Raw genomic sequence first — 12,176 nt, 5'->3', positions numbered from 1 at the left:
TCGTCGGCTACATCGGCTCGGTCGGGCTGCCGCTGCCGCAACTGGGCGCGGTGATCGCGATCGTCGTGGAGCTCGGCGTCGGCCTGATGTTCCTCGTCGGCTACAAGACGCGCATCGCTGCCGTCGTGCTCGCCGTTTTCACCGTCGCAGCCAGCTTCTTCTTCCACAACTACTGGGGCATGCCGGCCGACAAGGCCTTCGTGAACCAGCTGATGTTCTTCAAGAACATCGCGGTGGCAGGCGGCCTGCTGGCGTTCGCGGCCTACGGTGCCGGCCGCTTCAGCATCGACAAGCGCTGAAGAGGGGCTGAGGCCTCGATCGCCAATAATCCCGCATGACCGACATCGTTGTTGTTTTTCATTCGGGGTACGGCCACACGCAGCGCGTCGCGCAGGCAGTGGCCGATGGCGCGGAGGCCCGGCTGCTGCAGATCGACGCCGACGGCAACCTGCCGTCCGAGGGCTGGGATCTGCTCGCCGCGGCCGACGCGATCATCATGGGCTCGCCCACCTACATGGGCGGCGTGAGCTGGCAGTTCAAGAAGTTCGCAGATGCCTCTTCCAAGGTCTGGTTCGTCCAGGGCTGGAAGAACAAGCTCTTCGCCGGCTTCACCAACAGCGCCGCGATGAGCGGCGACAAGGGCGCCACGCTGACCTACCTGTGGCACCTGGCCAGCCAGCATGGCGGTCTGTGGGTGCCCATCGGCATCAAGCCAAGCAATGACAAGGCGGCGCGGCGCGATTCGATCAACTACGTCGGCGGCTACGGCGGCCTCCTGACCACCTCGCCGACCGATGCCAGCCCGGCGGAAATGGCCAAGGGCGACCTGGACACCGCCATCGCATTTGGCGAGCACGTGGCCGAGGTGGCAACATCCCGACAATAGGCACGCCCCCAGGTTGGCCCACTTCGTGTGGCCGCCCACCCCCTCGCCGGGGGCAACACCAGCGGCCCGGCAGAGCCGGTTCCGCGGTGTTCCCCGACCTTCGTGCCACTGCAGTGTGGCGCGAGGGCTTGGACTCTCGAACCCTTCTCGACATTTGACGGAGAACTTACGATGAGCGAAGCACTGCTGCTCCAACCGCACGACAAGGACCTGGGCGGAGGCTTCAAAGTCCGCCGCCTGCTGCCCGCCGCCAAGCGGCGATCGGTCGGCCCTTTCGTGTTCTTCGACCACTTCGGCCCGGCCACCGAGACCCCGGGCAACGAGCACGACGTGCGGCCTCATCCGCACATCGGGCTGGCCACGGTCACGTATCTGTTCGAGGGCGCGATGATGCACCGCGACAGCCTGGGCGTAGTGCAGGAGATCCGTCCCGGCGCGATCAACTGGATGACGGCCGGCCGCGGCATCGTGCACTCCGAACGCAAGCCCGAGTCGCTGCTCGATGCCACCTACGTCAACCACGGCCTGCAGCTCTGGGCCGCGCTGCCGCAGGCCTTCGAGGAGGTCGAGCCCAGCTTCTCGCACACCGCGGCCGACCAGATCCCGGCCGTCGAGGTGCAGGGCGTGGCAGTGCGCGTGCTGGTGGGCGAGGCCTTCGGCGTGCGCTCGCCGGTCAAGACCTATTCGAAGACGCTCTACCTCGACCTGGCCTTGCCGGCCGGCGCACGCGTCGAGCTGCCCGCACTGGCCGATGAAATGGCGGTCTATGCAATTGACGGCGCGATCCGGCTCGACGGCGCGGCGGTCGGGCAGTACCAGATGGCGACCCTGCCGGACGGCCAGGGCGGCGTTCTCGAATCCGACGATGCGGTGCGCATCGTGATCATCGGTGGCGAGCCGCTCGATGGCCCGCGCTACATCACCTGGAACTTCGTCTCCAGCCGCCGCGAGCGCATCCTCGAGGCGGGCGACGCCTGGGCCGCGCAGCGCATGGGCCAGGTGCCCGGCGAAACCGAGTTCATTCCGCTGCCGGGGCATCCGTTCCGGGTGCAGGGGCCGGAGCCGGACGTGAAGACGACGCCTGTTTAAATGCTGTAAAGGCGGGCTGTACGCGCTTCTCAGCCCTTGATCGCCAGGTCCGGATCCTCCGCCGCCCGCGCACTCGCCCGATTCGAGCGCGCGCTCAGATCCGGCGCCAGCGCCTCGCGGCCGTCGAACACGAAGCACTCGCCGCGGTAGTGCGCGCCGCCCACCTGCTCGAAGTACTTGAGGATGCCGCCCTCGAGCTGCAGCACGTCGTGCAGGCCTTCCTCGTGCATCAGGATCGCGGCCTTCTCGCAGCGGATGCCGCCGGTGCAGAAGCTCACCACCGTCTTGCCTGCCAGCTGCTCGCGGTGCGTGCGCAAGGCCTTCGGGAATTCGGTGAACTTGCGGATGCGCCAGTCGATCGCGCCCTCGAAGGTGCCGTGGTCCACCTCGAAGGCATTGCGCGTGTCGAGCAACGCGATCGGCTTGCCCGCGTCGTCGTGGCCCTGGTCTAGCCAGCGCTTCAGCGTGGGCGCATCGACACTCGGGGCACGGCCAGCGGCGGGCTGGATGGCGGGATGGTCCATGCGGATGATCTCGCGCTTGCGCTTGACCAGCATGCGCCGGAAGGGCTGCGCCGCGGACCAGCTCCTCTTGATTTCGAGATCGGCGAAGCGCGCATCGGCACGCAGGCCGTCGAGGAAGGACTCCACCGCGGCCGTTTCACCCGCGACGAACAGGTTGATGCCTTCGGGCGCCAGGAGGATGGTGCCCTTGAGCGCGAGCGAATGGGTGCGCGCGCGCAGCACCTCGCGCAGGGTCTCGCCGTCCTCGATGGCCACGAACTTGTAGGCCGCGATATTCAAAATCTCTTGCACGGGGGCGGATTGTAGGGATCGCCAACTCACAGGGTGGAAGGGGGGCTTTCTACAATCGAGCCCATGTTCGTTCACCTGCGCCTGCACACCGAGTTCTCCGTCGTCGACGGCACCAACCGCATCGACGAAGCCGTCAAGGCCGCCGCCGCCGACAAGCAGCCCGCGCTGGCGATCACCGACCTCAACAACATCTTCGGCGGCGTCAAGTTCTACAAGGAAGCCCGCGGCAAGGGCGTCAAGCCTGTGCTGGGCGCGGAGATCTTCGTCGATGGCCTGGGGGCCGAGCCCGGCGCGCTGACGCGCATCGTCCTGCTGGTGCAGAACATGGAAGGCTACCTGCACCTGTCCGAGCTGCTGGCGCGCGCCTGGACCCAGAACGTGGGCCGGGGCCAGGCGCAAGCGGCGTGCAAGCTGGCATGGCTCGAGGAGCTGCAGGGCGGCCTGATCGCGCTGTCGGGCGCGCAGGCCGGCCCGCTGGGGGCGCCGCTGCTGCAGGGCCAGGCCGAGCGCGCGGTCGAGGTTGCGCTGCAGCTCGCGGGCCTGTTCCCGCACCGCTTCTACATCGAGCTGCAGCGTGCCGGCCGCCCGGAGGACGAGCCGCATGTGGTGGCCGCGGTGCAATTGGCCGCGCGCCTGAACCTGCCGGTGGTCGCGACCCATCCGGTGCAGTTCGCGACCGCCGAGGACTTCGAGGCGCACGAGGCACGCGTGTGCATTTCCGAGGGCGAGATCCTCGGCAATGCGCGCCGCGTGCGCCGCTTCACCCAACAGCAGTACTTCAAGTCGGCGGCCGAGATGGAGGCGCTCTTCGCCGACGTGCCGAGTGCGATCGCCAACACGGTGGAGATCGCCAAGCGCTGCAACCTCACGCTGACGCTGGGCAAGCCACGGCTGCCCGACTTCCCGACGCCCAACGGCATGCCGATCGAGGAGTACTTCCGCCATGCCTCCTTCGAGGGCCTGGAGGAACGCCTCGCGCACCTGTACCCCGATGCAGCGAAGCGCGATGCCGAACGGCCCCGCTACGTCGAGCGGCTGGAGTTCGAGATCAACACCATCCTCAAGATGGGCTTCCCGGGCTACTTCCTGATCGTGGGCGACTTCATCAACTGGGCCAAGAAGAACGGCTGCCCCGTGGGTCCGGGCCGGGGCTCGGGCGCCGGCTCGCTGGTGGCCTATGCGCTGAAGATCACCGACCTGGACCCGCTCGAATACAAGCTGCTGTTCGAGCGCTTCCTGAACCCCGAGCGCGTGTCGATGCCCGACTTCGACATCGACTTCTGCCAGAGCAACCGCGACCGGGTGATCGACTATGTGAAGGACAAGTACGGCCGTGACGCCGTGAGCCAGATCGCGACCTTCGGCACCATGGCCGCGCGCGCCGCCATCCGCGACGTGGGCCGCGTGCTGGACATGAGCTACACCTTCTGCGACGGCATCAGCAAGCTGATCCCGAACAAGCCGGGCATGTCGGTCACGCTGCAGTACCCGCCCGTGCCGAAGGTGGAGGGCGACAAGAACAACTACGCGATCGAGATGGAGCCGCAGCTCGCGGCGCGCATCGAGAAGGAGGAAGAAGTCCGCATGCTGGTCGAACTCGCGCAGAAGCTCGAGGGCATGACGCGCAACATCGGCATGCACGCCGGCGGCGTGCTGATCGCGCCGGGCAAGCTGACCGACTTCTGCCCGCTCTACCAGCAGCCCGGCAGCGACTCGGCCGTGAGCCAGTACGACAAGGACGACGTGGAGGCCATCGGCCTGGTGAAGTTCGACTTCCTGGGCCTGGCGACGCTGACCATCCTGGAGATCGCCAAGGAGTTCATCGTCAAGCGCCACAAGGGCCAGGAGAACTTCGCCTACGAGAACATCCGGCTGGACGACGCGGCCACCTACAGGCTCTTCTCCGAAGGCAAGACCGAGGCGGTGTTCCAGTTCGAATCGCGCGGCATGCAGGGCATGCTGAAGGACGCGCGGCCGACCCGGCTGGAGGACCTGATCGCGCTGAACGCGCTGTACCGCCCGGGCCCGATGGACCTGATCCCCAGCTTCGTCGCGCGCAAGCACGGCCGCGAGCCGGTTGAATATCCGCATCCGCTGGTGGAAGAGATGCTTTCGGAGACCTACGGGATCATGGTCTACCAGGAGCAGGTGATGCAGACCGCGCAGATCCTGGGCGGCTACTCGCTCGGCGGCGCCGACCTGCTGCGCCGTGCGATGGGCAAGAAGAAGGCCGAGGAGATGGCCGAGCACCGGCTGACCTTCCGCGCCGGTGCGGCCAAGAACGGCATCAGCGAGGAAAAGGCCGACGAGATCTTCGACTTGATGGAGAAGTTCGCGGGCTACGGCTTCAACAAGTCGCATGCGGCCGCCTACTCGCTGCTGGCCTATCACACGGGCTGGCTCAAGGTCCACTACACGGCCGAGTTCTTCTGCGCCAACATGACCGTGGAAATGGACGACACCGACAAGCTCAAGGTGTTGTTCGAGGACGCGCAGAAGAACTTCGGCATGACCTTCGAGCCGCCGGACGTGAACCGCGGCAACTACCGTTTCGAGCCGGTCACCGACAAGGTGATCCGCTACGGTCTCGGTGCCGTCAAGGGCACCGGCCAGCTCGCGGTGGAAGCGGTGGTGCGGGCACGGGAGGAGGGCGGTCCCTTCAAGAGCCTGTTCGATTTTTGCGTGCGGGTGGATCGCCAGCGCATCAACAAGCGCACGGTGGAGGCGCTGATCAAGGCCGGCGCCTTCGATGCGCTGCAGCAGAACCGCGCGGCGCTGGTCGCCTCGATCGATCGTGCCTTCGAGTTCGCAGCGGCCACGGAGGCCAATGCCGCGCAGGCCGACATCTTCGGCGAGTGCGAGCACGGCTCTGCCACGCAGGAGCCCGAGCTGGTCGACGCCACGCCGTGGGGCGTGAAGGAGCGGCTGACGCTGGAGAAGACGGCCATCGGTTTCTACTTGTCTGGCCACCTGTTCGACGAGGTGGCGCACGAGGTGCGGCGCTTCTGCAAGCGCGAGATCGACGACCTGATCGACAGCCGCGAGCAGCAGGTCATCGCCGGCATCGTGAGCGACATGCGCGTGATCAATGGCCAGCGCGGCCGGCTCGCGATCTTCAAGCTGGACGACAAGTCCGCTTCCATCGAGGCCACGGCCGACGAGGCGCTGATCAACAACAACCGCAACACGCTGAAGGACGACGAGCTGGTGATCGTGAGCGGGCGCCTGCAGCCCGGCCGCGGCGGCTTCGAGGCGCGCTTCCAGGTGCAGCAGGTGTGGGACCTCGCCACGGCGCGCTGCCGCTTCGGCAAGTTCCTGCGCGTGGCGGTCAACGGCAAGGCGCCGGACATCGCGCGGCTGGTGCGCGAGTTCCCGCCGCGCACCGAGCAGAGCGAGCACGGCGAGCTGCTGCAGGGCCTGGGCGTGCGCCTGTCGATGGCGCGCGGCGGCGCGCAGGTGGAGCTGCAGCTGGGCGAGCGGGCGAAGTTCTTCCCGACCGACGCGGCGCTGGCGAGCTGGATGGCGCAGGCCGAGGCGGGCAAGGCTGCGATCGTGTACGAATAGGGCCCTCGGGTCCGGATGGCCGCTTCCGGAAGCTTTCGACGGGCCCAACGCCCGCCATGCAAGCCGGCTCTGCTGAACCGTATCAGCGCTTCGGTCGCAGGACGACGGTCAGGCGCGGCGGTACCGTGCCATCGACGTCGCGCGGCAGCTTCTCGGTCTTCTGCAGCGCTCGGAGGGCGGCTTCATCCCAGTGCGGCAGGCCGCTGGTCTTGACAAGCGCCGGCGTGCCGACGATGGTGCCGTCCGGCGCGAGGCGGACATCGAACTCGGCGCCCGGGTTGCCGCTGACCAGCTCCGCTTCCGGAAACACCACATTGGGCCGCACCGCCGCGGCGACCTTGCCGCCGTAGCTGCCAGAGGGACCCGAGGAGCGCGCGGCGTTGCCTTCGCCACCGGTGCCGGCCATGGCCTGCATGCGCTTGAGGGTGGCCGCACGGTCGGCCGCGGCCTGGGCAGCGGCCTTGGCTTCGGCTTCCTTCTTCTTGGCGGCGGCCTCGGCTTCCTGCTTCTTCTTCGCCTCGGCCAGCTTCTGCTGCTGCTCCTTCTTGCGCTCGGCCTCTTCCTCGGCGCGCTCGCGCTCGCGCTCCTTCGCTTCCTGTTCCTTCTTTTCCTGCGCGGCCTTGCGGGCGGCCTCGAGCTTCTTCTGCTGCTGTTGCCGGGCCACTTCTTCTTCGCGCTCGCGCTCCTTCTGCTCCTTGAGCTTCTTCTCGCGCTCGAGGGCGATATCGGGCTGCTTGGGTGGCGGGGGCGCGGGTTCCGGTGGCCTCGCCGCCTGGGGCGGCGGCGGCGGAGGAGGGGGTGGCGGCGGTGCCGGCGTGGGGGCCGGGGCAGGTGCCGGCGGGGTCGGCGCGACGGCGCGCGGCGCCGCCTGCTGGATGGTCGAGGACCACAGCTCGGCCTCGACCGCGTCGTTCTCTGCCTCGCGCCGCCAGCTCACGCCCCAGGTCAGCGCAATGATGAGCAGCGCATGTGCGATCAGCGCCAGCAACACTGCACGAAAGGTCCCGCGCTGCGGCGGCGGCGCGAACTCGGGGCGGTCTGCGGCCAATGACATGGCTTACTTGGCGCCCGTGGTCTGGACCGAGAGGCCGACGCGCTCGATGCCGCTGGCCTTGAGCTGGTTCATCGCCTTGACGACGGTCTCGTACTTGACCGACTTGTCGGCGCTGATCACCACCGGGCGCTGCGCATCGCCGCTCTGCGCCGTGCGCGCGGCGCTGCCGATCTGGGTCATCGGGATCGAGAGTGCGCCGGTGCCGGTGGAGGGGTCCTTCTTGATCTGGACCTCGTCGTCGCTCTTGATCACGATTTCCACCGGCCGATCGGGCTGCTTGTTTGCGCGGTCGACCGTGGGCAGGTTGATCACGCTCGGTGTGATCAGCGGCGCCGTGACCATGAAGATGATCAGCAGCACCAGCATGACGTCGATGAACGGGACCATGTTGATCTCGTTGATCGTTCGGCGGCCGCGGCCGCGGGAGGACATGGCTGGCATGGTGATTTCTCCGCTGTCTGGCTGTCTGTCAGCGAACCGTGGCCGGGCCCATCTGGGACGGATTGACGACGTGGGCGGTCAGGTTGCGCTGCAGGATGTTCGAGAACTCCTCGATGAAGGTCTCCAGGCCGATCGCGATCTTGTCGATCTCGCGGGCGAAGCGGTTGTAGGCGACCACGGCCGGGATGGCGGCGAACAGGCCGATGGCGGTGGCGACCAGCGCCTCGGCGATGCCGGGCGCCACGGTGGAGAGCGTGACCTGCGCCAGCGCCGCGAGACCGGTGAAGGCATGCATGATCCCCCACACCGTGCCGAACAGGCCGACATAGGGCGAGACTGATCCGACGGTGGCGAGGAAGGAGAGGTTCTGCTCGACCGCGTCGAGTTCGCGCTGGAAGCTCGCGCGCATCGCGCGGCGCGCGCCGTCGAGCAGCGTGCCGGCGTCGGACACATGGCGCTCGCGCAGCTTCTGGTACTCGCGCATGCCGGAGGCGAAGATGCGCTCCATAGGGCCTGCGAACTTCGCGTGCTGGGCCGCCGAGGAGAACAGCTCGTTCAGGCTCGTGCCGGACCAGAACTCGCGCTCGAAGTCGTCGTTGAGCGAGCGCGTGCGCTTGAGCGAGAAGTACTTGCGGAAGATGGCCGCCCAGCTGGCGATCGACACCACGATCAGGAGCAGCACGACGAGCTGCACCGGAAGGCTGGCATGCAGCAGGAGGGAAAGGATCGAGAGGTCTTGATTCATGGCTTCTGAGGTTGAGACATGGAGCCCGCATAGCGCGCAAGGGTTCCCGAAACCAGCGCGGGGATGCGCGCGGGCCGCAGCGTGTCGGCGTGGACCCAGCCGATGCGGATCGTGCCTTCGCATAGCACCGGGGCATCGGCCGTCGGATCGGCGGCGGGGGCGTGTGCGGGCCGGGCCAGCACGCGCTGGCCGATTATCAGGGACGCGGAGCCGATCTGGCGCAGCTCGGCGGTGACGAGCAGCTCATCGTCGAGCCGGGCCGGCCCGTGGTACTTGAGCTGGGTCTCGCTGACCACGAAGATCCCGCCGGTCTGCTCGCGCAGCGCGCGCTGCGCGATGCCCAGCGAGCGCAGCCACTCGGTGCGGGCGCGCTCCATGTACTTGAGGTAGTTGGCGTAGAACACGATCCCGCCGGCATCGGTGTCCTCCCAGTAGACGCGGATGGGAAACGAAAAGCTCATGCGGGAACGGCGGTGCCCGCCCAGGCCCGCAGGCGCTCCACCGATTCCTCTAGGTGTTCCATCGAGCTGGCCGTCGAGAAGCGGACGAAGCGGGCGGTCTGGTCCGTGCCGAAGTCACGGCCGGGCGTAATGGCCAGATGCGCCTTCTTCATCGCCTCGAAGGCGAAGTCCCAGCTGTTGGCGATGCCCAGGCGCTCGCCGAATGCGGAGCAGTCGGCCCATGCGTAGAAGGCGCCGTCAGGCACCACCGGCACCCGGAAGCCCAGCGCCTCGAGCTGCGGGATGAACCAGTCGCGCCGCGCCTTGAACTCGGCGCGGCGGCGCTCGTACTCCGCGATGCTCGCGGGCTCGAAGCAGGCCAGGGCTGCGTGCTGCGAGACGGTGCTCGCGCAGATGAAGAGGTTCTGCGCCAGACGCTCGACCACCGGCACCAGCGCTTCGGGCACCACCAGCCAGCCCAGGCGCCAGCCGGTCATGCTGAAGTACTTGCTGAAGCTGTTGATGCTGATGATCTGGTCGTCGATGCCGAGGGCGCTCTGGCCGAAGGTGTCGTCGTAAGAGAGGCCGAGATAGATCTCGTCGATCAGTGTGATGCCGCCGCGCCGGGTCACCACCTCGTGGATGCGGCGCAGCTCGCCCGGCTCGATCGAAGTGCCGGTGGGGTTGGAGGGCGAGGCCAGCAGCACGCCGCGCGTGCGCTTTGTCCAGGCGGCCTCGACTTTGGCCGCGCTGAGCTGGAAGCGCTCCTCGGCCGTGGTCGGGATCAGCACCGCACGGCCTTCGGCAGCGCTCACGAAGTGGCGGTTGCAGGGATAGCTGGGATCGGGCATCAGGATCTCGTCGCCGGACTCGATCAGCGTCAAGCAGGCCAGCTGAAGCGCGGCCGAGGCACCGGCCGTGACCACGATGCGGTGCGCCGGCACGTCGACGCCGAAGCGCTCGCGGTACCAACCGCTGATGCGCTCGCGCAGCACCTCGAGGCCGGTCGCGTGGGTGTACTGGGTGGCGCCGGCGCGCACGGCGCGCAGGGCGGCTTCCTGGACCGGCGGTGGCGCGGTGAAGTCGGGCTCGCCGATGTTGAGGAAGATCATCGGCCGATCGGTGTGCGCAACCTCGCGTGCCAGCGCGGAAGCCGCCTTGGCGACCTCCATCACGTAGAAGGGCTCGATGCGCTCGGCGCGACTGGAAATCCTCATGGCCTGGCCTTGCCGCTCGCGCGATCAGCTTCCACTTCGGCGGGGCGCAGCTGCGGCGCGAGCCCGTTGAGCACCGCGTTCACGTACTTGTGGCCGTCGGTGCCGCCGAATTCCTTGGCCAGCTCGATGCACTCGTTGAGCACCACGCGCCAGGGGACGTCGAGGCAGTTCTGGAATTCGTAGACGCCGATCCACATGACCGCATGCTCGATGGGGGAGATCTCCTCCAGCTTGCGGTCGAGCAGGGGCACGATCAGCGCATCGAGCTCTTGCGCTGAGGCAATGGCACCGTGCAGCAGGGCGTCGTAGTGTGCTGCGTCCGCCTTGTGGAAGCCGGCCAGGTCGCGCGTGAATTGGTCGATGGACGTCGCATCGTTGCGCCCCACCAGGTGCTGGTAGAGCGCCTGCAGCGCGAACTCGCGTGCGCGGCTGCGGGTCGATTTGGCGGAGGCCTTGCGCGCGCCGGTGCTGGTGAGCCCCGGGCGCGACTGGCGCGGCCGCTGGCCGCTGGTCTTGGTGTCGTCGGTCATGGAAGAGAGGGTTCAGGGCCTGTTGGCAGCCCCGATCAGCCGCGCCATCTCGACCGCCACGCGCGCCGCGTCGCGGCCCTTGTCGGTCTGGCGGGCGAGTGCCTGTTCGAGGTTCTCGGTGGTGAGGATGGCGTTGGCGACCGGAATGCGATAGTCGAGCGCGACGCGGCTCACGCCGGCGCCGGACTCGTTGGCCACCAGCTCGAAGTGGTAGGTTTCCCCACGAATGATGCAGCCCAGCGCGACCAGCGCGTGGTAGCGATTGCGCTCGGCCAGGGCCTGCAGCGCGAGAGGCACTTCGAGCGCGCCCGGTACGCTCACACGGTCGATGTCCTCGGCCGCCACCCCCAGCTGCTCGAGCTCGCCGAGGCAGGCCTTCGCCAGTGCGTCCGTGATGTCCTCGTTGAAGCGTGCCTGCACGATGCCGATGCGCAGCCCCTTGCCGTCGAGTGCGACGGCGCCGCCCTTGTTCGCGTCCTGCATCAGTCTTCCTGCCTTCCCGGGTTGTGGGTCATTGTTCGTCCTTGCTGAGGTAGCCGGCGATTTCCAGGCCGTAGCCTGCCGCCATGCTGGGCATGCGGCGCGGCGTGCCCAGGAGGTTCATTCGATGCACGCCGCACTCGCGCAGGATCTGTGCGCCGATGCCGTAGCTGCGCAGGTCCATGCGGCCGCGCTCGGGCGCCTGCGCCGGCCGCGCCGTGCCGTCGAATTGCGAGAGCAGCTCGGCGCCGGTCTCGCCGCAGTTGAGCAGCACGGCGACGCCCTTGCCCTCGGCCGCGATGTGGGCCAGGCTGGCATCGAGGCTCCAGGAGTGCAGCGAGCGGTTGACTTCCAGTGCGTCCAGCACCGAGAGCGGCTCGTGCACGCGCACGTCCACCGTGTCGACCGCATCCCACTTGCCGCGTACCAGCGCCAGGTGCACGCCCCTGCTGGGCTTGTCGCGGAAGGCATGGGCGGTGAACCAGCCCCAGGCGGTGTGGATCTCGCGGCAGCCGATCTTCTCGACCAGGGATTCGGTGCGGCTGCGGTGCTCGATGAGCGCGGCGATGGTGCCGATCTTGAGCCCGTGCTCGGCCGCGAAGAGCTGCAGGTCGGGCAGGCGCGCCATCGTGCCGTCCTCGTTCATGACCTCGCAGATCACGGAAGCCGGCGAGCAGCCGGCCATGGCGGCGAGGTCGCAGCCGGCCTCGGTATGACCGGCGCGCATCAGAACGCCGCCGTCAACAGCCTGCAGCGGGAAGATGTGGCCGGGCTGGACCAGGTCGGCGGCGACCGCGTTGGGCGCGACGGCAGCCTGCACCGTGCGCGCGCGGTCGGCGGCCGAGATGCCGGTGGTGACGCCCTCGGCCGCCTCGATCGAGACGGTGAAGGCAGTCGAATGCTTGGCGCCGTTGC

The 12,176-nt window shown here is 68.1% G+C and carries 13 protein-coding genes; 4 read left to right on the top strand and 9 right to left on the bottom strand.

The window, feature by feature from the left end; genetic code table 11:
• The 3 genes from APY03_RS44290 to APY03_RS21600 all read left to right on the top strand — a co-directional run.
• Nucleotides 1-299 (top strand): DoxX family protein (locus tag APY03_RS44290; protein WP_232324367.1); only part of this gene is annotated, 299 nt, incomplete at its 5' end.
• Nucleotides 300-334: 35 nt separating this feature from the next.
• Nucleotides 335-886: a flavodoxin family protein gene (locus APY03_RS21605; protein ID WP_068679867.1), complete on the top strand. Its 552-nt coding sequence runs from the start codon at nt 335-337 to the stop codon at nt 884-886.
• Nucleotides 887-1,057: 171 nt separating this feature from the next.
• On the top strand, nt 1,058-1,975 hold the full coding sequence (locus APY03_RS21600; RefSeq protein ID WP_068679865.1) for a pirin family protein: 918 nt from the start codon (nt 1,058-1,060) through the stop codon (nt 1,973-1,975).
• Nucleotides 1,976-2,004: 29 nt separating this feature from the next.
• On the opposite strand, the gene APY03_RS21595 is transcribed toward APY03_RS21600, so the two are convergent.
• The gene (locus APY03_RS21595; RefSeq protein WP_068679863.1) at nt 2,005-2,790 is read right to left on the bottom strand and encodes a sulfurtransferase; all 786 of its coding nucleotides are present in this window, start codon (nt 2,788-2,790) and stop codon (nt 2,005-2,007) included.
• 63 nt (nt 2,791-2,853) lie between these two features.
• Here APY03_RS21595 and dnaE point away from each other — a divergent pair, with 63 nt between their 5' ends.
• Entirely contained in the window at nt 2,854-6,354 is a 3,501-nt protein-coding gene (gene dnaE, locus APY03_RS21590) for a DNA polymerase III subunit alpha (RefSeq protein ID WP_068679861.1), read from the top strand.
• An 82-nt stretch (nt 6,355-6,436) separates the two neighbouring features.
• Here dnaE and tolA read toward each other — a convergent pair whose 3' ends face one another.
• The 8 genes from tolA to APY03_RS21550 form a co-directional block, all read right to left on the bottom strand.
• Complete coding sequence (gene tolA, locus APY03_RS21585) at nt 6,437-7,408, bottom strand: cell envelope integrity protein TolA (RefSeq protein ID WP_068679859.1); 972 nt, start codon at nt 7,406-7,408, stop codon at nt 6,437-6,439.
• A 3-nt stretch (nt 7,409-7,411) separates the two neighbouring features.
• The gene (locus tag APY03_RS21580) at nt 7,412-7,849 is read right to left on the bottom strand and encodes an ExbD/TolR family protein (RefSeq protein ID WP_068679857.1); all 438 of its coding nucleotides are present in this window, start codon (nt 7,847-7,849) and stop codon (nt 7,412-7,414) included.
• 28 nt (nt 7,850-7,877) lie between these two features.
• Nucleotides 7,878-8,594, bottom strand: a complete 717-nt coding sequence (tolQ, locus tag APY03_RS21575) for a protein TolQ (RefSeq protein WP_068679855.1) — start codon at nt 8,592-8,594, stop codon at nt 7,878-7,880.
• On the bottom strand, nt 8,591-9,055 hold the full coding sequence (locus APY03_RS21570; RefSeq protein WP_068679853.1) for a YbgC/FadM family acyl-CoA thioesterase: 465 nt from the start codon (nt 9,053-9,055) through the stop codon (nt 8,591-8,593). Before APY03_RS21570 ends, tolQ begins: the two co-directional genes overlap by 4 nt.
• A complete protein-coding gene (locus APY03_RS21565; RefSeq protein ID WP_068679850.1) occupies nt 9,052-10,251 on the bottom strand; it encodes a pyridoxal phosphate-dependent aminotransferase in 1,200 nt (399 codons plus the stop codon). Before APY03_RS21565 ends, APY03_RS21570 begins: the two co-directional genes overlap by 4 nt.
• Nucleotides 10,248-10,781: a transcription antitermination factor NusB gene (gene nusB / locus APY03_RS21560; RefSeq protein WP_068679848.1), complete on the bottom strand. Its 534-nt coding sequence runs from the start codon at nt 10,779-10,781 to the stop codon at nt 10,248-10,250. Before nusB ends, APY03_RS21565 begins: the two co-directional genes overlap by 4 nt.
• A gap of 12 nt (nt 10,782-10,793) precedes the next feature.
• On the bottom strand, nt 10,794-11,264 hold the full coding sequence (gene ribH / locus APY03_RS21555; protein WP_068679847.1) for a 6,7-dimethyl-8-ribityllumazine synthase: 471 nt from the start codon (nt 11,262-11,264) through the stop codon (nt 10,794-10,796).
• A 28-nt stretch (nt 11,265-11,292) separates the two neighbouring features.
• Nucleotides 11,293-12,176: 3,4-dihydroxy-2-butanone-4-phosphate synthase (locus tag APY03_RS21550; protein ID WP_232324366.1), on the bottom strand; the 884-nt coding region annotated here is incomplete at its 5' end.

It is taken from the genome of Variovorax sp. WDL1 (assembly GCF_001541225.1).
Taxonomy (GTDB): domain Bacteria; phylum Pseudomonadota; class Gammaproteobacteria; order Burkholderiales; family Burkholderiaceae_C; genus Variovorax.
The sequence above is the reverse complement of the archived record's forward strand: the minus strand, read 5'-3'. Positions and strand labels throughout refer to the sequence as shown.